Source organism: Paenibacillus xylanexedens, assembly GCF_007676705.1.
In the GTDB taxonomy this organism is placed as follows: Bacteria; Bacillota; Bacilli; order Paenibacillales; family Paenibacillaceae; genus Paenibacillus; species Paenibacillus xylanexedens_C.
The window spans coordinates 620,399-640,588 of record NZ_VEBF01000001.1; the positions used below are offsets into that span (position 1 = coordinate 620,399).

A 20,190-nucleotide genomic window follows, 5' to 3' on the forward strand; every position below is an offset into this window, starting at 1 on the left:
GGAGCACTAGCGACGATGCTTGAACATCTGGTTAGGCGATGTCGTTGCCCTCCATGATTACCCTTACATACTCATCCCAATCCTTACCATCTGTATTGATTTCTATTGTTGGCACTCTTGAGATTTGAGCTTGATGTCTTAATACATTTTGAATTCTTAATAATTCACTTACCGACGATCTTACTTCTTCTTCTGTTTTATAGATCCATTCTTCTGGTTGTCTACTTTTAATTCTTTCTTCTACGACTTCGGGCGAGATTGTAAGCAAAATACACCTAGCGTTTAAAGACTCAAGCTGTTCTTCTATTTTATTTATCTCATCCAAATCCGAATCTACAAATGCAGCTCTATGATTTAAGTGAAACCTCTCCAGAACATAAAATAGTCCCCTAGATCCTCTAGATGCAGGACCAAGTTGAATTGCCCATTCGTTAAGTTTCTTTAGCATTTCAACCCGCTCTCTAAGTAACTCAATGTGTCCTTCTCGGGTTAGACTTACATATTCTCCATGTTTATTATTCAAAATTTGAGAATAATGTTCTCCAAGAATAACTACGCTCCGTTCTGAGGATTCTTCTTGTGATTGATAACGTTTAATTGCTTTTAATACTGAAGTCTTCCCAGCATTTGAGTATCCTTCAAGAATTATTCCTCTAATATGCATTTAAATCTCCTTCCACTAGCAATTATTTCGCCTACGTTTCTGTGTTCTTACGTTCAACGTAGTTGAATGCTTATTCTGAAGCGCTTTCATCCAGAAGACCAAGACTCCGAAGGAGCCGCAGCGTGAATATTATGTTATCTGATGCTGATACTTCTTTTAAATACCCCAATACATTCTTTAGTTTTTTTCTTTCAAAAGATCTTCCCATTCTTCTATTGATAATTTATTGGATATATTCTTCAAGTTTTCAGGGACACTTACAAAACACATTAATTCTAAACTATTTCCATCTGGATCATTGAAGTAGACTGAAGCATTTCCCTGATTAGGCCTAACAAATGGATCTATTGAATCTCTTTTTCCAAATGGGACAGGCTCTATTTCAATGGTTTGAAGCCATTTCACACTGTCTCGAAGATCTTCATAACTCACTCGAAATGCTATATGCCTTAATGATGGATGATAAGAAGTTTTATGCTCTTTGCCCTGCCATAGACCGACCCAACTCTTTTCTTTTTCAATCCAGAAGAACGCTGTATCTTCATCTCTCCAGGCCAGCTCTAATCCTAATTTAGAATAAAATTCAATAGATTGATGTAAGTTACTCACTGGTAAATGTGCTTCATACAACCCAAGTATTATTTTCTCCTTTCAATCTTGCTAGTTTCAGATAACGTTTTGTATTGGCGATGTCCCGACGGGCTTAGGGACTGGATGTGGTCACTCGCTTCTCAAGGTGATTACGATCGTTAATATATTGTTAGCCAAATGAATTTCTGGAAGCAGCCATTATACTTCATCTGCAATTCTCAGAAACTCTTCAACAAGTATATTGCTACTATCCAAGTAACAAGCATATAGATACTCAACTAAAGCGGAGTTAATCTCACAATAGTTTAATATGGCATTCTTCATCTTAATGATTTCATCTTCCCATACCCCTGTATCTTCTAAAACCAAAGAATATAATGCACGAATTAATCTCTTAGAGTAACCTTTAATATATCTAGTTTTCATTGAGTGATCACTAACATTAGAAAGTGAACGATGTACACGATCTACTTCCTCCTTGGTATCTGTATTTAAGTCTAAAATGAATTCTGGAGAAATTATGATCGGGGGTACTTTTTCACCAATGTCCTCCCCATGTATGCAAACACAAATGATCTTAATCCAAAAACCCCAATCATTCGGTCTACTTAATACATCATCAATCGAGCAAATGATCGTATCCATCTTAGTGACGAATGGATATTCTTCCAAAAGCCTGTCTTTAATCATTGACAATCTTTCGTAATCAATATCTTCGGGATTTGCACATACAATAGTAAAGTCTGCATCTGACTTAAAAGGTTGAGCTGTTCCTTTTGGAATCGAGCCACACATATAAATGCTATGAATCTTACCTTTAAATTCGTTAAGTATATGATCTTTATACTTATCAACCAAATCCTTATATTCACTTTGTATTGCAATTCTATTTATAACTTTTTCTAATATCATATAGACTCCTCCTAAAATAAGAACTTCTTTCGGCTAACGTTGTTGTATTCCTGACGTTCAAGCAGCTTACCGTAGGGAACGAGTTAATAGACTTAGCTGATTGAATGTGTCGCCTTAATCAACTTCTCCGATATCCTTCTTGGCGACCGAGGAGCAAGTGCGACGGTGTATGAATGTACTGTTAGATAAAGTAACCTTGAGTTACCCACAAAATCTTTCTAGACTTACAGCAACACCGTTTTCATCATTATTAACGGTTATTTCATCAGCGATTTCCTTCAATTCCCTAATCGCATTTCCCATAGCAATAGAATATCCCGCCATCTTAAAGAGGCCTACATCATTATGATCATCACCAAATACAATAACGGAATCCAATTCTACATTATATAATTCACAGAGTTTAGTAATTGCCATTTCCTTAGATGCCAGAAGAGGCATGATTTGTACTAATTTATTATTATCCGTAATTAGTATATTCACTCTACCCTCGAATTTTTCAAACAATCCAGAATTGTGATTATTGCCAGTCAGAAGTATCTTCGTAGCATCATATTGCTTTAATTCTTTTAAGGGTTTTACTATGGGGTTTGATTGTGTGTTCATTGAGCTCATATAATCAAGCTCTCTTAAACTAAACCACTCATCCTTCACTTCAATAGTCAGTTCAATTTGAGGGTCACACTTCAAACAGTAATCAAGAATTTCTGTAGTTACATTAGCAGGGATTGATTCATTAATTTCTATCTTGGTTTCCTTACATATCACTTGAGCTCCGTTGTAATATACAAAAGCCCCGATATCTACTAATCCTTGTGGAAGCAACCAATTAACCGCCCTGGGCGGTCGAGCTGTTGCAAATATTATTCTCATTCCTTTCTGATAACAAGATAAGATCGCATCTACGTTTCTCTTAGATACTTCTTTTTTTGAATTTAATAATGTTCCGTCCAAGTCAAGAACTACAGTTGAATACTTCAATGAATCAACTCCCAATATAAACTTCTTCGTTATTTTATCTACCGTTGTTGTATTCACGAACCCGAGAGACTTAATGGAGCGACTGGGTCGAAGACTTATCCTCACAGGAGTTGTCTGCTGGATACCACTTCCTCGACCCCCCACTGGCAGACCAAGAGGCGTAGCCCCGCAGCGTGAATACGGTGTTGGCAAGATTTTAGGGTCTTCTTCGAGCTACTTTCAATGAATTTATCACTTTCAATGTGCTTGGTTCATTAAGATTGAGATATATTCTTCATCTTTAAGCCTTGTCACCTTACATTTCTCATTGCATTCAAATTCTACTATTCTCTCTTCGATTGTTTTATTAGTACTATCTTTAAATATGTCCTCTCTATCATAGTGAGGAAAAATAAGCTTGTCTGTTACACCTAATGCCTTAAAATCCGTTAAATTCATTGTGTTCATCTGTGGAGTAAAGAAATCGACAATGTTAATATTCGGCCCCAGTAATAACGTTCCTGCACTTACTCCAACTATAATTACATTCTGTGCGGCCAGTGTTCTGATAATTTCATCAGCACCACTTTTCTTAGCGTAATACAATAGTGTAAATGGATTTCCACCATTAATATATATAACATCTCTATGTAAGAGAATTTGCGGGTCATCAAATTCAATATCTACAAAATTGATATGCTGAAATCCCATATCCTTAAACTCTTGCATTGCTCTTTGTGCATATCTATTAGTTTCTTTTCTAGGGGATGCTGTTGTAATAATTGAGACTTTTAATTGAGAAATATCTCCATCAATAAAATCCAGAAATTGATTTTTAATATCATCAGTATAAAAACCACAAGAAGTTAATAACAAGCTACTCATTGAAATCACCGTCCTTAACTAATAGTTTATCTAATCATTATAATTTAATTAAGCATTCCCCTGATTTCTGCTAACGTTCCTTTATTCACGACATCGATCCCCCTTAGATAGCTCTTATCTTAGGGAGATCGATGTGTCCGTTGAATTAGCCTCTCTGCCAATACCCTCTAGCGGACCAAATAGCGGCGATAGCCGATCCGCAACGTGAATATAATGTTATAAGATGTTGCTCCTTCCCCGAATTAATCTTCATACTTGATTAAAATGATTTTCTTATCTTTTATAATGATTATCGATTTTTTCAATGAGTTTAAAGTACAATTTCATTAGTTTTTCATTATGTTCTTTCTGAACCTCTTCATAAAAGTTACAGAGAGCAATAATCCCATCAATTTCTCTAACTATAACTTTGATATCTTGATCTATTAAATGAAAATCTTCGAATAATAGGGGTCTTACTTTCTCATGATAATTATTAAAATCAAATTCCTCTGGATATGAAGTAACAATCATAACTTCTCCATCTACTTTAAGAATTTTATTATAAATTTTCAGCTTATCTATATACTCTTTTCTGTTAACTTCCTTTTCTAGCTTTTCCCTTTCCCATTCAATTTGTTTTTGAAACTTACTATTATCATTTTTTTGATTGTTTTTGCTAATCATATACGCACCATAAAAAGTCAGTGCTGAAGCAGAAATTGTTGCTAAAGCCGTAATTGCATTTCCTAGCCACTGTGCATCTGCCATGGTATCTCCTTTTAATTCGATATATCTTTTGCGCAATTTCTTATAACGTTCCTGTATTCACGACCCAGTGCATGCCGGACCAAGGACGAATGTCCACAGCGTGAATATATTGTTATCTGTTGTTCGTGCTTTATCGCCTCATGGTTTAGTCTATTATGTTTCTTTTTTATGATATTCCGGTCTAAAACTATCTTTATTCTTATAATAAGCGTCAATTGTTTCTTTATTGGTTTTTAAAGTTTCTATGATATCTGTTTCAGTGATTTTCTTTTTGCTTAATAATTTTGCGATGTTTGAATAAAAAATCAAATATTCTGTAGAGGATAGCACATGAGGTTCTCTATTTTCTTCTTTAGCTTTTTGTAACTCACTATTTGCTCTAAACTCATATTCTTTATAAGCAGAGTCAAGCGTAATTTGAAGTATAGATGACTTGTAGTCATACCTTTTAGAAATAATTGAAATCACACTATTTGATACTACTGTAACTAAGGCTATACCAAGGCTTATAATACTTATTAAAATTTCTGGCTTCATGTTTTCTCCTTTTGTTAAATTTGATTTTTACGAATTGCAGATAACGTTCTGTATTCACGAGCCCGAGAAGGGTTGTCTGCTGAAATTCCTCTCCGAAATCCATCTAGCAGACCAAGGCTCCACAGGAGCCACAGCGTGAATATTATGTTAGGCGATGCCTCAATGAATTACTTAACAAAATCTTTCAAGTAGTGTTTACTTACCTTGTTAGAAAAATCAATGAAGGTCTCTATAGTTTCTTTAATACTTATTATTATTTCTGATATGGGCAACTCTTGTTCTAATTTGATTTCATTAGACGAAAATAAAGATATTAATAAAATTGTATTTCTTACGTGCTCTGCAAACAAAAACTTTTGGTCTCTCTCATCGTAAAATATAATTTCATTACTTAACGCTTCTAATGCTTCTGACAGTTCGTTCTTTTGAGGTTTAGAGTAATGGTACGTTATGTTTCTTGTGTTTGAAAATTTTTGTAACAGATCTGCTTTTTCACCGTTTCTAAATAGCAGTTTAAGACTCATATGCATCTGGATTAAATGCTCCGGTAAAGAATTAATATATGACCTTATTTGTACTGATTTTTCTGACTCCTCAAGATAGAAAATAGCTTCTCTTAGGGAAGAAATGAGAATTTTAAGAATAGATGGGGCTTCTGATATCAAGTCCGAAATCACATCTGAAGTTTGGAATAATTTCTTCTTTAGAAAGATTAAGTCATTATATATGACCGCTAAACCAACTACCCACTTAGCAACATCATTATCACGTGGAAATACATCTTTCATGCGGATAATACCATACTCCATTATGTAATCCCCTTTATTATTATCTACTATGAGCTTTTCGCCTAACGTTCCTGTATTCACGACCCAGCGTATGCTGGGTGTCCGACGTACACCGGACCAAGGGCTCACGACCGCAGCGTGAATATGTTAGGCGAAATTAACTTTTATATTTAGAGCCTTGAAATCGATTATTCAGAAAATTTAATTAATTCTTGAAACTCATCTCTCATTTCTGAGTTAACTATATTTTTCAATAAGTTTTCTTTTACTAAATTACAAATTTCTTTTCGGGCTTCGTCTTCTGTTAGATCAATAGCTTGTTTTGCTAGAAGCAACATTTTGTTAGGATCTTCATCAGAAAAACGTTTATCATACGAAATCATTAGAAGAAGAGTTGCTTCAAGATCATAATTATTTTGTTCCACTACACTTTCTAAATAGGGTATTTCTCTTGATTCATTCGGATGATATCTCATCTCAAGATCTGCCATCAACCTATTTGCATTTGATTCTATAAAGATGTCTTCTGTTGTTTTAAGGACCTCACTTATTAAGTTTTTCGCTATCTCATAAATTTCATAAGATTCTATAAATGATAATGAATTTGAATAGAAATAAGCTGTGTCTAAAAAAACTTTTTCTTTGAAAGGCAACTCTTTTACTTCTGGATACATTTTCAAAAGATCTATAATATTATCATAGTGTTTTTTTAGTTCTAGAATGTTGTAACTCGTCTTATTACGAAGTTCTACTATTTTTAGATAGGTAGTATCTATATCCAATTTAACACTTTTATCAGTTAGCTGTTTAATTTGAAGATCTATCGTTTTTCTTAAGTTTTGTATTAACATCTCACTATTCTTCTCAAGCTCTATTGTTTTCTCTGAATACTTTTGAGCTAAAGTTTCTACTTCTAAATCATAATTTTCGAGTCTTTTTTTGATTGATTTTTTATTTTTAGTTATTTCACTTTTCAATTCCCTTTTTAGCTTGTCCACATCTTTCATTTTAATGAACTGAAAAACTGAAACTGAGGCTACAAGAATTGTGAAAAAAACGGTGCTAATAACCAAAATATTATATATCTTATTTATAGCATTATCAGTTGCTGCCATTATTGCTTGGGCATCTCCATTAAACCTGTTGTAATTAATCTCTTGAGGCGCGCTAATGTTTTTTAATAAATACCAGACAACTGTTGAGACCAGTATAAAAAAGGCAACCACAAAAATTATTTCAAGTATTCTTGCTCTTTCATTTTCTTTATTCATTTCTCTCTACCTTCCAAATTAATTTCGCCTAACGTTTCTGTATCTACGGCGTCCCTCCGACTTAAGACCCGACGTGGGTCTTAAGTCGGAGTAGTTTGTCCTCCTGATTCAACTTCCTTCCAACTCTCCTTCGAGCGGACCGAGGAACCGATAGGCTCCGATGTGTAGATATGATGTCAGGCGATGTTTATTGTAAGTAACGTTCAAGTAAAAATTTTGTTCTTTCTATAAGCGGGTTTGATAATGACTTGTGCAAATTAAGCTCTTCGAGTTTTAGTAATTTCGCTTTCAATTTCTTAAGGTATATAGCAATATCATTAACCAACTCTCTTCCAATATTATTAACTAAAAGAAGCTCATCAAAAATAAACGAGCAAACAAATAAACTTAATATTATGTTGTCTTCAATAGAAAATTGACCATTATTAGGATCAAATCCATCATCATTCATATAATGACTGGCTATTTTAAGATCTGGATGAGTGAAACTAGAAAGAAATTCGTACAATCTGTCAAATATTTCAACGTCAATTGAGTATTTGCTCGAATTAACCATAGCATAATTACTGATATGCCCTAGATATTCTTTTCCAGTCTTATTGTCTATAATTTTCCTCTTATCAATTTGCCCCTTTTTGTTAATTCCATATTCGTGGGTTCCTGATTTAATACCTATTTGTATTGCGATTAGATTTTCTAATGCGGAAGGGTTATTGGAGATATATAGTAAATTTATGTAGTTCTCATAGATTGTTCGTAGCAATACAAATGAATCTTCTATATATCCTTTTTTAGTATTAGCTACAATTGATTTCATTGTTTTAAATGTTTTTGTTACACAAAATAGAATATATTCTTTCTCTGTAAACCTTCGTTCGTAATTTTCATCAAAACTTCCACTTCTTTTAACTATCATACCTAGAATCATAACGCATGGTTCCAACTCACTTATTAAACTTTCAATTATCGATTGTTTATCATCCGATTTTTTTTCAGTATCTTGCAGATTATAATATTCATCTACTGCCTCCACCCATTCTTTAATCTCTAAATCTGGTATTAATGATTTATTGATTTCAGTAACAATTCTTCCTGTTTTTTTGTATGCATACTTAAATGCTTCATCTATATTAGCTAAACCCATTATTTCTAACATCGCATCATCAATATTCTCTGGTGTATCATGCATATAAAATTGATCAAAAAAAACAGGATCGTTAGGTTCTGGTTCCCGTCCAAATGTATCTTTAAACCTTTTTGATTTTTTTTCAAGCAATACTGCTAGTTCTTCAGTTAACGGTATTGATTTATAAATATTTCCTGTTTCATCTTCCATCCAGGTGAAATCTATATCTATACAACACTTTTTATATTTTTTACCACTTCCACAAGGACAAATACTGTTACGAGGGAGCTTTGTTGAATGCATTCTATTTCTCCTTTTCAATAAATTTCACCTAACGTTCCTGTATTCACGACCCGACGTATGTCGGGTGTCCGGCGAAGGCCGGACCAAGAGCGAATGCTCGCAGCGTGAATATTATGTTATCCGAAGAAACAGGCTTCTTTGAAACCGCTATACTTCTTTGTTCAAGGTCTAAAACCAATTCTTGTCCAGTGATGTTCTAAATAATCAGTGTTAACGCATGTTTGCGCTTGCTTGATAGGATAACCATTAAATTCTTTTATTCGATTTATTGGATTACCATAATTGGCTAAGCGCTCAGTATTTATTGATACTAGCAAATCACTATCTAAAGTAAATAAGCCCATTTCAAAAGCTTTATCGTGCATTAAACAAAGACACAAACCGTTATCTATTTCTCCTCTTAATTCCGGTCTGTCCGACCATCGTGCTATATGTGACCCTATCAAAAAGTTTTTATCGCTAATTTCGCAACTAGGAAAGCAACATTTATTGTGAAAGTTTTCTTTAACATTTTTCGAAAATTCATTTTGTCCGATTCGAATTGCTAAACTTGATTGACTTTCATATGCTTTTACCTGTTTTCTGATATTAGTTTCTTTAACGTTTGTGTAGCTTGTAATTTCATCAAATAGAATATCACTTAATGTCCTATCTAACTCTGACAAATAAGCTCCATTCTGCCTACGTAAACTATCGTTTTGAACTACATAAAACAAAAGTTTTTTTTCATTGCCTTTCTTGATTTTATTTGTATTGAAATAGTATCTAAGCTGACTTTCCTTTTGACTGAATAATTTACTGAGCAAAATTTTTTCAGTAAATAATTCAAAGTCTTTTAAATTTACTCTGTTAAACTTTTCTGCATAATCCCATTGGCTTCCGGGATTAGGCGGTCTGAGATCTGTAACAAAGCCATCAGCTTCAGCAATAGAATATCCTACAAATCCAGGCTCTGCATTACCTTTAAGATGTAAAATAACGTCTCCCTCTTTAACACGTATCAAGCTATTCCAATACGGCCAAGGTCTTCTAGAGTTCTTAACGATCTTATATGCTGGAGACCATAGACATTGAGAAAATCCCCATCCTTTTCCTCCATGTGTTTCGTCTGTTGACATTTCAATCCACATCATAATCTTCTGCTCCTAATCCAAGCTGATCTAGCTTTCGCTTCACTTTTGTTATTAATAAGTATTTAAGTTTTTTCGGATAACGTTCAAAGGTTCACGACGGGCTTCATCCTTAGATAGCTCTTATCTTAGGATGAAGTCTGTGTTGGTGATTTACTTCTATTGTATTCACATCTTCCAACCAAGGACGAATGTCCGCTGCGTGAAACTTGTGTTATAGGATGTCAGCGCCTTCTTCGATTCACATGCAAAAGGTCTTTTATTCCTTGTTAACTTATAGAGTAATTTCTTTAAGAATCTTATCCTTACTCATCTTAACTTGTTCAATCATATGCCCAATATTACCCTCACCTGCAAACAATGACATATCGAAAAAATCCTTATTTAAATCGGACCAGTATAATTCATTTTCATCCCCGTAGACGTCTACATGATAATTTAACTTGCCAAAATAAACTTCCACGTAACATTCTTGAATATAGTATTTGAAGTCCATTAAATGATGTAGAATAATATCTTTATTAGATATGCCAGTCTCTTCAAATAATTCTCTATATGCCGCCATAATGCCGGATTCTCCGTGTTCAATTTTACCGCCAACAAGATTACTTAAACCCTTATATGGATTCCTTGATCGCTTGCACATAAGTAATTTATCCATATCTTTGCTGTAAATCATGAGCACATTATACCCTTGCACTATTGATCCCCCTTTTAGAGACATTTAATATTGTGTGCTAGTTGATTTTTAACATATTGCGCTGATTTCCTATAACGTTCCTGTATTCACGACTCAGCGTATGCTGAGTGTCCGGCAAATGCCGGGCCAAGGACGAATGTCCGCAGCTTGAATATTATGTTATATGTTGTCCCTGCCTTCTCTGAATCGCCAAATTTCTCTATTCTTCTTTCTTAAATAATTGTTCTAAATTCATTATTCCGACATTTACTGATGTTTCGATATATCCTTTGATCTGTATAAAACTAAAGACCTTCAGCGGTTCATTTATTACTTGTTCGTCATATTCCATATCTCCTAATACATGAGGAACGAATTCTATTACATCACGAGACTTTACCTCATCCAGATCAATGACTTCACCAGCTTTATTATTGATTGCATTTCTCATTTCATCAGTAAAATCATAGTGCTCTAACAGCTTTCCGTTCAATAATTTAAAATCATTATGATACAGTGGATACACTCCAACATCTGCTTCCATTCGATTCCTCAGCCAAGGCATATAAAATCCCTTCATCCACTGTTCATCTGCAATTAAATGTGCAAAATATCCAAGCACATACAGGTTATCTGAATATGATTCATATTTATTTAAAAATTCTCGATAGTCTATATGTCTTGTGAAGTTCTGATGTTCCCCTCTATAGAAATGAGATTCATCTTTTGTAACAACAGCATCTGGAGCAATACTGCCTAGCAAAAACGAAGTTCTGTCTTCGATATTCAATCTCTCAGCAATTTTATGGCCGATAATCAAATGCATGATTCTGGATCCCATAATATAAGTCACCCCATGGTAATTTGATCTTGATCTTCATGCTCTTGCAGGGATTACATATAACGTCTCACGCATTCACGAACCCGAGAGGCTTAAGTTGCCGCGGCGATCAAACGAAGTGATCGCCGGCCGGGTCGAAGACTTAGCCTCGCAGGGATTGTCCGCTGAATCCGCTTCTCCGAAATTCTTCTGGCGGACAGAGGGAGCGGCAGCGACCGACGCGTTGAATGCGTTGTTATAAGATTTCGGCATCTTCGTTGTAGTACCCCCGTTTTAACTTATATCACTTTTGAATCATCGTGTTGTCTAGAAAACCATCTTATAACCTGATCAGAAAGAATTTTCAAACAGTTTGAGAACTCTTTCATTTCGCTCTTGGGACACTCATACCCCTTATTTTTATAATTTGTCTTTGCATGAGCAATCATATTTCTTGTATCTGAAACTGCGTTTGATAATTCTAGAAGTGCATGCTTCCTTTCTTCTCTCGTACTCTCAAGATTAATTCTGCTAAGATTCTTTAAATATTTTGGAGGATTGTTAGTCTAATTGCTTCTTTATCTTTCTTAAAATTTCCCAACTCATCAAACAGCTTCTCTAATTCGAGAACATATCCCGCATCCGGACTCAACGTTTTAGGGCTGTACAATTTTGTCATGACTGAATCTAGTAATTCTCGCCGCACGACTGTCTGGGAAACATACTCTATTACTTTTGTATACATAAGAACTAAAATCTCGGGGTCCTCTATACTGGCGCACGAGTTATAAATTTGGTAAAGTTCCTTATTCCCTCTCCGTGCTACTAAAGGTCGAAGTCTAGCCTTCTCCTCGCCTTCTTGCAGTTCATACTCCAATTCAAAATATACAGGTCTCGGGGAATAAAATAATTTTATATTTAATGAAGAACTAAGCTCAAACATATATGCTTGGGATAACTCCTCAATAAGTTCTTCAGTAATCTGTCTTTCTGAAGTAATTTCAATGAAGAGATCTTCATAAAGCACCGGTGGGAAGTAGCTGTCGTAATTGTTCATTACGGTAACAACGATTGCAAAATTTGTTTGCTCTTTAACTAAATCAAAAAGAAGAGTTTAATTATCAACAGTAAGAGATGTATTAAATACCCCCTCCACTGTTTCTTCAAGGGCAATAATTTTTTCTCTATTTAACGAGTCCACTCTAATTAATAGTCTCCTCGGACTAATATAGATGTAATCATCAACAATTTTTGAGTCTTTTACTTCCTCTATTATTGTAAGGACTTCACCTAAAGTTCTCTCTGCATAATCCTCGCAATGAGGGCAAACCAAAATTCATCTTTGATTCCAAATCAATAATAATATCTTCTTCATAATCCTCGGGATTATCCAAATCATAAAATTCAAATTCAATTCGATTCTTCTCAAAAAATGATAATAACTCATAAGTTTGTGTTTTTAATTCATCATCAATAAAACGTAACATTTGATCCTCCTATGTCTTTATTTCTTTATGCCGATTTCTTATAACGTTGTTATATCTACGAACCCGAAAGGCTTAAGAGAGCAACGCGAACGGGTCCAACGGACTTAGCCTTGTAGGGTTGTCTGCCAAATCACACTTCTCCGAAATGCATCGGGCAGATCAAGGGGGCTTGTCCCCCTCAGCGTAGATATAGTGTTATATAAAGGATACGCCCTCTTTGATAAACTACATATAATCTCTTAAATACAAGTCATAACTATCTTCCTTCTTATATACTTCTTTTAGACTTACATTAATTCTATTGTCTTTTAAAAGTGAAATAACTTTTTGTCTATGTTCCTCTTTACATCTCAATCCGAAAATAATCTCAGAAATATAGCCATCAATTGGGTAACCTCCGGAAGCTTCCATTAGCCCGCGCCATTCAGATTCATATGCCCAATCTAAAGTTTTAGTCAACAAAATGGTTTGCAGTGCTGGGTCATTAAATGCGATTTCAAAGCTATTATGATTTACAAACATATTTAAGACACCATTGTACTTTTCTAAGTTAACTTCAGGAATATTGGGAGATACGTTATATGTAACTTTCTTGTATGAATCACTACTGTATCCGCTAATCCCAACAGCTATTCCGCTATGGCTATCCGCATAATGTGACCACATTAAACTTTGCAAGGGGTTGTCACTTAAACTTAATATCCCAGCATTATTAATTTTCTCATTGATTGAGTTTATGAACCCTTCGGGGTTTGATAAATATCTACCGGTTTTCTCTTTCAAGAAATTATTAATCAAGTCGTACTTCTTGTCGAAAGTTTTTTTACTACGAATTCTCTTATCAAAGTTTCTTGCTTCTTGTTTATTTAACCCATAGAAAGTAGCGTCTTTTGCCAAGACCCTACTAAAGATAAAGCCAGAAAGCTGGTTTTCTTTTGTCTTCCTAATAAATTGTTCTGCTAACTGGCTGGATACCTTTCGAACCATCCCTTCATTTGGATCATTAAGGCTATCTATCTTTGCATACCAAAACTCGCTACTCGAAAAAATCTTAAATGTGTTTTCATTTATTGCTCGATATTTATAAAGTGTGTCCATGTTAGTTCTCCTACGTGTTCAATATTTTAATATTTTACATTTGCGTATCTTTCATATAACGTTGATGCATTCACGAGCCCTCACTACCTTAAGCCCCAAAGGGGCGGCCACGATGCGGTTAGGTAGTGCAGGGTTGTCCGCTGAATCTACTCCACCGAAATCCCTCTTGCGGAACGATGCGTGAATGTGTTGTCATATGATATTATCGTCTTCTTAGAGATACTTAACAATATCTTTCTTTTTATTCGAGATGCTTTGTACAATTGAATAGAACGCATTCCCATTCTCTTTCATTCAGTTTAATAATCGTAATTGATGTATTTTTTATATTTGTTTTATTAAAGATCTTCGGAAATAAGTGTTGTAGTGTCAGTCCAATTAATACTCCATGGCTAATTATTAGAATTCGTTTATTCGGATACTTAATACTGACTTCTCGAACAAAGTCTATACCACGTTTTGCAACTTCCTCAAAAGGCTCCATTCCCAAACTTTTCAAACGCCAATCAGTTCCCCATTTCATAATTCGCTCTTCTTCGGTGGTACCTTCAATTTGACCACAGTAAATTTCTCTTAACCGGTAATCAGTAGTTACCGAATTTATTCCTAATGCATTACTAATAACTTCAGCTGTTTGCAAAGCCCTTATTAAGTCACTCGAGTAAATAAAATCCCATTGTTCACTATAAACTCTTTTAGCAGTTGCTATAGCCTGTGCCAATCCTTCCTCATTTAATGGAATATTTGAAATACCTTGTGCCTTACCGAGAGAGTTCCATTCAGTTATTCCATGCCTTATTAATCCAATGGTTGTTGTCATATATAAATTTTGCCTTTCCAATGCATTTACGCTGATTTCATATAACGTTCCTGTATTCACGACGTCCGACGAATTCGGATGTGTCTGCTGAGTCCACTTCCCTGAAATCCATCCAGCAGACCAAGGCTCCGTAAGGAGCCGCTGCGTGAATATATTGTTATCTGATGTCAATGCCTTCCTCGTTTTAACTCACATTTGTCCGGTGGAAGTCAGTTCTAGAGGTTTAACTCTTCTTTATGCTTTTCAACAAATTCGTCTTTCGTTAATCCATACAAAATGAAGTCCATAAATTTGCCATTGATATAGACGACCTGTCTCCGTACGCCTTCCTGAATACATCCGAGATTCTCCATCATCTTTGCAGATGCTTCATTTCCCTCAAGAACATAGTCATTGAATTTATTAAGCCTTCGTTCAAGGAATGCGTACCTTAACAGAATCTTCATCGCTCTTGTACCATAACTCATACCACGATATTCTTTATCGATTACTATTCCGATACTGAACGTACCATTTCTTTCATCAATACTATTAAGATTGATACCTCCTATGCTTTCGCCTTCTAAGGTCTCAAGAGTAAACATTATTCTTCCATTTGTTGAGGAAAAATCAGCATTTTCCTCTGCAAATTTCTTTGAACCCGCAATAGTAGGCGGCAATTCTGTCGAACATTCTAGAAGACGACGTGCAGGAGTATCAAAATTACTAATATAATCTCCTTTCCAATCTGCTGAATGTATTGCACGTAATCTGACTTTATCATCCTGCCAAAAGTATTGACTATAATCTATTTTCATTGAATTATCCTCCATCGTTTGACCCTCCTCAATTTTCGTTTTCCCTAATACAAATATTGTTTGCATTGATTTCCGATAACGTTCTTGTATTCACAACGTCGAAAAGGCTTAAACTGCTTAAGTAGTCAGGCAAAGCGACTAAAGTGCTGGGTGGCTCTGCCACTTAGCCTTGTAGATGTGTCCACCTGAGCCCTCTTCTCCGAAATGCCTCAAGTGGACCGAGGGCCGAAGGGCTCGAAGCGTGAATACTGTGTTATGTGGTGTCATGTGCCTTCTTCGAATCTACTTTAAATTGTTTTTCCATGTTCTTTAAGATAGTATTTAATCCCTGCACGGTCAACATCGGAAAATAGTAAAGGATCTTTATTCATCAAGTTGGCAAGATGATTTACCGAAACCCATCTGACATCCGCTGAATCATCACCATTATTTAATAACTCACCATCTGCTTTACATCTAAAATAATATCCAACTGAATCTATTGGTCCCATTGTTGTCTGATATGCAGCAAACGGTTTCACACATTCGACTACAAAATCCGTACTGCTATCACTTGTATCTATTCTGCTTTCTTCTCCCTCAATCTCATAAACATCAAGTCCAGTCTCCTCTTTGACTTCCCTACGGAGAGCTGCTGTTAAAGATTCATACATCTCTATCCTTGCACCTGGAAGTTCAATTTTCTTTGGAGCGCCAGGTTTGTTTCTATCTTGAACAACAATTTCAATTTCGTTATTAACATATCTTTCAATTATTGCCCTCGAATTAACGAAAAACATAAGAGTGTCCTCCATCTTTTTGGGTTTTAAATTTGCACATGATTTCCGATAACATCATATATACGAACTTCGTAAATACCTCTCTTTTTAACGAATATCCGAACTACTTATAATATAACCCATATTAATCCATCTGCGAAGTCACGAACATACTCAAAAAAAGCAGCCCCAGTGCGAACTGCTCCATTCGTTAGAAGAGACTAACCTGTTGGATGCAGTTTAACATTTGGGCTGCTCTTTCTTCACTCAACAATAGAAGAATTACCATTAACCTTCAGTAATCAACCTTTCCTCCCCTTCACCTAAAATATCTACTTCGCTCCGCTACTCCACACCACGCGCTCGCTCATCGCTTTATGTTGTGCAATCAGGCAGAGTTCTGCCGCTTTGAATGCATGTTCCTGTGTCATGGCGGTCTCGGTCCGGTCCAGACAATCGCGAATGAGTTGGCCGAAGAACGGGTAACCGACCTTGCCTTTTACATTATAGCGGTACTCTCCTTCATGATTGACCAGGTACACCTGATCCCCCTGAGGTTCCCTTGCGATGTCGATATACTTCCGCAGCTCGATATAACCGTCCGTTCCCAGAATAACTGTACGCCCATCGCCCCATGTGCCCAGACCATCCGGTGTGAACCAGTCCACTCGGAAGTAACCGGACGCTCCGTTGTCACCAATCAGAGAAGCTTCGCCGAAGTCTTCCAGTTCCGGGAACTGTGGGTGATTGAAGTTATGCACACGACTGAACCCTACCTCAGCGTCCGTACATGATGCAAACGTCAGAAATTGTTCGATCTGGTGACTCCCGATATCACAGAGAATGCCGCCATACTGCTCATGCTTGAAGAACCAGTCGGGTCTTCCTCCGGCATTTAAGCGATGCGGGCCTGTACCCATAACTTGCACTACTTTGCCGATTGCCCCTTGTTCAATGAGCTGCCCCGCATAGATCGCACTTTCTACATGCAGTCGTTCACTGTAATACACCATATACTTTTTGCCCGTTCGCTTCACTTCTTCTCGTGCAAGCTTTAATTGCTCCAGCGTGGTAAATGGGGCTTTGTCTGTAAAATAATCCTTGCCTGCGGCCAGAACTCTCATGCCAAGCGGCGCACGATCTGAAGTGATCGCTGCACTTGCCACCAGCAACACCTCATCATCTGCAAGCACCTCTGCTTCAGATCCAGCAACTTGAGCCTGTGGGAACTGCTTCTGAAATGCCGCTACCTTCGCCGGGTCTGGATCATATACCCACTTGAGGGTAGCTCCAGCCTCCAACAATCCCCCAACCATGCCGTAAATATGCCCGTGATCCAGCGCAACAGCAGCAATCGTGAACTCACCCGGACCACATACGACCTCTTTGGTAACACTTTTTGGTGCATAAAACATCCCGTCTTTAGCCATGTCATCCCATCCTTATTATAAAATTTTGATTACAATGAACTCGTCTATATAAGCTGAACTAGAGATTATTAACACAGACACTACGATGACAGAATAACCTTCCAATCGCTGTTATCCCCAGATTTTTTGATTCCCTTTTCCAAAGGGGAAAATCCGGAGATAAAGGCGAACGCTTCGCTTTCCAGGTTTTTTCTGTCCTCTCCGTTACGTGTAAATGATTAGTTCAACTTATATAACAAATCGTCTTCATTTAAACGTCTGACTCAGATCAGCAGGTTGACTGCCACTGAATGCCTTGTCTTTCTTCGTCGTTGAACCAGCAATGCGTTCCTGCAGATGCTCATAGAACAGATCCTCATCGATCGGTAGATCCACCCAGTTATCCGTCCAGGTGGACAGCAACATAGCGTTCGACAATGTCAATCCGTGTATACCATCCTCACCGGGAGCAATAAGTGGTGCGCCTGTACGAATCGCATCAACCCAGTTGCGAATCAGACCCGGGTGCCCCGTTTCCACACCTGTAATCGGGATTTCACACTTCCAGCATTCTGGCTGTCCAAAACCTCCGGTAAACCGCTGATTGAATTCAGGTTCAGATTCCCGAAGTCGCCAGAACGTAAGTTTTCCGTCTTCGATCACGATTTTACCTCGGTCTCCGTTGACCTCAAATCGGTTCGTACCCGGTGCTTCACCAGTAGTCGTTACAAAGACACCTGTTGCTCCATTTTCATACTCTACATAAGCTGTTACATCATCTTCCACTTCAATGTTCCGATACTTGCCAAACGAACAGAAAGCACGCATTCGCACCGGCATCATGCCGATGGTCCACTGCCACAGATCCAGTTGATGGGGGTCTTGGTTAATCAGTACACCGCCACCCTCACCTGCCCAAGTTGCCCGCCAGCCGCCGGAATCATAGTAACTTTGGGATCGATACCAGTTCGTAATAATCCAGTTGGTGCGCCGTACCTCTCCTAGTTCTCCCGAAGCGATTAAGTCTCTCAGTTTAATGTAGAGTGGGTTGGTCCGCTGGTTGTACATCATGGAAAAGACTTTGCCACTGGCTGCGGCCGCTTCATTCATCTTGCGTACCTGTTTCGTATACACGCCGGCTGGCTTCTCAATCATGACATGCAAGCCATGCTGGAACGCCTGAATGGCTTGTTCCGGGTGATCATAGTGCGGCGTTGCAATAATGACTGCATCAATCGTACCCGAAGCCATCATCTGCTCAGCATCCTGCCAATAGGTGACCGTTGCCGGAAGATGACTGGATACCCAGCTCTCCATCTCTCTTCTTACATCACATACGGCGACCAGCTCTGCACCGGGTACTTCTCCAGCCACCAACGTTCTGGCATGTGCTGCTCCCATGTTTCCTATACCAATCACCGCTACTCGTACGATACTCATGACTGCTCCTCCTCGTCCACACGACGCTCAATTTCGGCGAAAACGTCTGCAAAATGCTGTAACATCGCCTTGGATTCCAAGGCACCACTAAAGTCCTCAATTCCGTAGTATCCGTCATATCCGACGGCTTTCAGATCCCGGAACATCTGTACCCAATCCACCATGCCTTCAGTCAACGGCGTCCAGTGACATTTCCAGGCTGTATTCAGAGCCACTCCGCTGCTCTTCTCAGTCACATTAGCCTTTTGCGAATCTTTCCCTTCTGGTTCAAACCACCCGGCATTCTTCACATGCACATGAGCCAGATAAGGGCCCAATAACTCAAGTCCCATCCGATGATTCTCGTATCCTTCATGTACCATGTTCCCTGGATCGTACAGTACACCAACATGCTGCGGGTCCAGCGATTGCACAAGTCGATAGGCCAGCGAAGCTGTCGGTGCAATCGTCTGATGATGCGTCTCTACAAGGGCCTTGATCTTGTACTGTTTGGCTAGGTCCTGTACTTCACTCAGATAATGAACGGCTTTACGATACAACTCAGGATAGCTGGTCTTGCGATCATATCCGGGAACCCCCACACGCATCATAGATGCTCCCAATCCAGCCGCAGCCTGAAACGCCTGCTCTGTAGCAGACAGATCTCCACAGTTCAGATACGGTACGAGTGCAATGGATCTTCTACCTTGGCTTACCGCCGCTTCACGGAAAACAGGAATCTGTTCCTCCCAGCGACTTGGATCTACCGAGCATCGATTATTTCTCCAGTAAGAAGGTTCCTCGGATATCGCTTCTTCAGGAACTCCGCGAAAACGCCACTCGATTCCATCGATCCCGGCTGCTGCTGCAGCTGATGCCAACTCTTCTGCATTCAAATCTGGGGTAGCTACGGTGAATACAGACAATTTCATCTATGTTCCATCTCCTTATGTAAACGTATTCAATTCATGTCGTAAAGGCATTGT

At 37.7% G+C, this 20,190-nt stretch carries 22 protein-coding genes; all 22 read right to left on the reverse strand.

What is annotated here, in order from left to right; all coding sequences use genetic code 11:
* Positions 1–31 precede the first annotated feature (31 nt).
* The 22 genes from FS628_RS02620 to FS628_RS02725 all read right to left on the reverse strand — a co-directional run bounded on the left by FS628_RS02620 (position 32) and on the right by FS628_RS02725 (position 20,136).
* On the reverse strand, positions 32–664 hold the full coding sequence (locus FS628_RS02620; protein ID WP_145318591.1) for a hypothetical protein: 633 nt from the start codon (positions 662–664) through the stop codon (positions 32–34).
* 177 nt (positions 665–841) lie between these two features.
* A complete protein-coding gene (locus tag FS628_RS02625; protein WP_145318594.1) occupies positions 842–1,306 on the reverse strand; it encodes a VOC family protein in 465 nt (154 codons plus the stop codon).
* A 147-nt stretch (positions 1,307–1,453) separates the two neighbouring features.
* Entirely contained in the window at positions 1,454–2,167 is a 714-nt protein-coding gene (locus FS628_RS02630; RefSeq protein ID WP_145318597.1) for a nucleotidyltransferase domain-containing protein, read from the reverse strand.
* A 201-nt stretch (positions 2,168–2,368) separates the two neighbouring features.
* Complete coding sequence (locus FS628_RS02635; RefSeq protein WP_222125170.1) at positions 2,369–3,205, reverse strand: Cof-type HAD-IIB family hydrolase; 837 nt, start codon at positions 3,203–3,205, stop codon at positions 2,369–2,371.
* A gap of 180 nt (positions 3,206–3,385) precedes the next feature.
* Positions 3,386–4,012 (reverse strand): Type 1 glutamine amidotransferase-like domain-containing protein, encoded by a 627-nt coding sequence (locus FS628_RS02640; protein ID WP_145318603.1) that lies wholly within the window; start codon positions 4,010–4,012, stop codon positions 3,386–3,388.
* Positions 4,013–4,285: 273 nt separating this feature from the next.
* Positions 4,286–4,762 carry a hypothetical protein gene (locus FS628_RS02645; protein WP_145318606.1) on the reverse strand — a complete coding sequence of 159 codons (477 nt, stop codon included), beginning with the start codon at positions 4,760–4,762 and terminating at the stop codon, positions 4,286–4,288.
* Between the two features lie 153 nt (positions 4,763–4,915).
* Entirely contained in the window at positions 4,916–5,299 is a 384-nt protein-coding gene (locus tag FS628_RS02650) for a hypothetical protein (RefSeq protein WP_145318609.1), read from the reverse strand.
* Positions 5,300–5,466: 167 nt separating this feature from the next.
* Positions 5,467–6,168 (reverse strand): hypothetical protein, encoded by a 702-nt coding sequence (locus FS628_RS02655; protein WP_260870915.1) that lies wholly within the window; start codon positions 6,166–6,168, stop codon positions 5,467–5,469.
* 107 nt (positions 6,169–6,275) lie between these two features.
* Entirely contained in the window at positions 6,276–7,358 is a 1,083-nt protein-coding gene (locus tag FS628_RS02660) for a hypothetical protein (RefSeq protein WP_145318612.1), read from the reverse strand.
* A 187-nt stretch (positions 7,359–7,545) separates the two neighbouring features.
* A complete protein-coding gene (locus FS628_RS02665) occupies positions 7,546–8,787 on the reverse strand; it encodes an SEC-C domain-containing protein (protein WP_145318615.1) in 1,242 nt (413 codons plus the stop codon).
* Positions 8,788–8,948: 161 nt separating this feature from the next.
* Entirely contained in the window at positions 8,949–9,920 is a 972-nt protein-coding gene (locus FS628_RS02670) for an HNH endonuclease (RefSeq protein ID WP_145318618.1), read from the reverse strand.
* A 271-nt stretch (positions 9,921–10,191) separates the two neighbouring features.
* The gene (locus FS628_RS02675; RefSeq protein ID WP_145318621.1) at positions 10,192–10,617 is read right to left on the reverse strand and encodes an NUDIX hydrolase; all 426 of its coding nucleotides are present in this window, start codon (positions 10,615–10,617) and stop codon (positions 10,192–10,194) included.
* Positions 10,618–10,816: 199 nt separating this feature from the next.
* Complete coding sequence (locus tag FS628_RS02680) at positions 10,817–11,437, reverse strand: zinc dependent phospholipase C family protein (RefSeq protein ID WP_145318624.1); 621 nt, start codon at positions 11,435–11,437, stop codon at positions 10,817–10,819.
* Between the two features lie 520 nt (positions 11,438–11,957).
* Positions 11,958–12,473: a hypothetical protein gene (locus tag FS628_RS02685; RefSeq protein WP_145318627.1), complete on the reverse strand. Its 516-nt coding sequence runs from the start codon at positions 12,471–12,473 to the stop codon at positions 11,958–11,960.
* Positions 12,474–12,702: 229 nt separating this feature from the next.
* Positions 12,703–12,903 carry a hypothetical protein gene (locus FS628_RS02690; protein ID WP_145318630.1) on the reverse strand — a complete coding sequence of 67 codons (201 nt, stop codon included), beginning with the start codon at positions 12,901–12,903 and terminating at the stop codon, positions 12,703–12,705.
* 225 nt (positions 12,904–13,128) lie between these two features.
* Entirely contained in the window at positions 13,129–14,001 is an 873-nt protein-coding gene (locus tag FS628_RS02695) for a DUF2971 domain-containing protein (protein WP_145318633.1), read from the reverse strand.
* A gap of 241 nt (positions 14,002–14,242) precedes the next feature.
* Positions 14,243–14,821: a histidine phosphatase family protein gene (locus FS628_RS02700; RefSeq protein WP_145321347.1), complete on the reverse strand. Its 579-nt coding sequence runs from the start codon at positions 14,819–14,821 to the stop codon at positions 14,243–14,245.
* Positions 14,822–15,036: 215 nt separating this feature from the next.
* Positions 15,037–15,633, reverse strand: coding sequence for a GNAT family N-acetyltransferase (locus tag FS628_RS02705; protein ID WP_222125171.1), 597 nt, complete (start codon positions 15,631–15,633; stop codon positions 15,037–15,039).
* Positions 15,634–15,905: 272 nt separating this feature from the next.
* Positions 15,906–16,397, reverse strand: a complete 492-nt coding sequence (locus FS628_RS02710; RefSeq protein ID WP_145318636.1) for an NUDIX hydrolase — start codon at positions 16,395–16,397, stop codon at positions 15,906–15,908.
* A 311-nt stretch (positions 16,398–16,708) separates the two neighbouring features.
* Complete coding sequence (locus tag FS628_RS02715; protein ID WP_145318639.1) at positions 16,709–17,806, reverse strand: Gfo/Idh/MocA family protein; 1,098 nt, start codon at positions 17,804–17,806, stop codon at positions 16,709–16,711.
* Positions 17,807–18,052: 246 nt separating this feature from the next.
* Entirely contained in the window at positions 18,053–19,225 is a 1,173-nt protein-coding gene (locus FS628_RS02720; protein WP_076330735.1) for a Gfo/Idh/MocA family protein, read from the reverse strand.
* Complete coding sequence (locus tag FS628_RS02725) at positions 19,222–20,136, reverse strand: sugar phosphate isomerase/epimerase family protein (protein WP_145318642.1); 915 nt, start codon at positions 20,134–20,136, stop codon at positions 19,222–19,224. Before FS628_RS02725 ends, FS628_RS02720 begins: the two co-directional genes overlap by 4 nt.
* Positions 20,137–20,190 lie beyond the last annotated feature (54 nt).

Coding starts and splice junctions, on each gene's coding strand:
- FS628_RS02725 (WP_145318642.1), bottom strand. CDS start 20,136: ATGAAATTGTCTGTATTCACCGTAGCTACCCCAGATTTGAATGCAGAA.
- FS628_RS02715 (WP_145318639.1), bottom strand. CDS start 17,806: ATGGCTAAAGACGGGATGTTTTATGCACCAAAAAGTGTTACCAAAGAG.
- FS628_RS02700 (WP_145321347.1), bottom strand. CDS start 14,821: ATGACAACAACCATTGGATTAATAAGGCATGGAATAACTGAATGGAAC.
- FS628_RS02640 (WP_145318603.1), bottom strand. CDS start 4,012: ATGAGTAGCTTGTTATTAACTTCTTGTGGTTTTTATACTGATGATATT.
- FS628_RS02650 (WP_145318609.1), bottom strand. CDS start 5,299: ATGAAGCCAGAAATTTTAATAAGTATTATAAGCCTTGGTATAGCCTTA.
- FS628_RS02705 (WP_222125171.1), bottom strand. CDS start 15,633: ATGGAGGATAATTCAATGAAAATAGATTATAGTCAATACTTTTGGCAG.
- FS628_RS02690 (WP_145318630.1), bottom strand. CDS start 12,903: ATGTTACGTTTTATTGATGATGAATTAAAAACACAAACTTATGAGTTA.
- FS628_RS02660 (WP_145318612.1), bottom strand. CDS start 7,358: ATGAATAAAGAAAATGAAAGAGCAAGAATACTTGAAATAATTTTTGTG.
- FS628_RS02695 (WP_145318633.1), bottom strand. CDS start 14,001: ATGGACACACTTTATAAATATCGAGCAATAAATGAAAACACATTTAAG.
- FS628_RS02630 (WP_145318597.1), bottom strand. CDS start 2,167: ATGATATTAGAAAAAGTTATAAATAGAATTGCAATACAAAGTGAATAT.
- FS628_RS02685 (WP_145318627.1), bottom strand. CDS start 12,473: ATGAACAATTACGACAGCTACTTCCCACCGGTGCTTTATGAAGATCTC.
- FS628_RS02680 (WP_145318624.1), bottom strand. CDS start 11,437: ATGGGATCCAGAATCATGCATTTGATTATCGGCCATAAAATTGCTGAG.
- FS628_RS02645 (WP_145318606.1), bottom strand. CDS start 4,762: ATGGCAGATGCACAGTGGCTAGGAAATGCAATTACGGCTTTAGCAACA.
- FS628_RS02665 (WP_145318615.1), bottom strand. CDS start 8,787: ATGCATTCAACAAAGCTCCCTCGTAACAGTATTTGTCCTTGTGGAAGT.
- FS628_RS02670 (WP_145318618.1), bottom strand. CDS start 9,920: ATGATGTGGATTGAAATGTCAACAGACGAAACACATGGAGGAAAAGGA.
- FS628_RS02720 (WP_076330735.1), bottom strand. CDS start 19,225: ATGAGTATCGTACGAGTAGCGGTGATTGGTATAGGAAACATGGGAGCA.
- FS628_RS02710 (WP_145318636.1), bottom strand. CDS start 16,397: ATGTTTTTCGTTAATTCGAGGGCAATAATTGAAAGATATGTTAATAAC.
- FS628_RS02620 (WP_145318591.1), bottom strand. CDS start 664: ATGCATATTAGAGGAATAATTCTTGAAGGATACTCAAATGCTGGGAAG.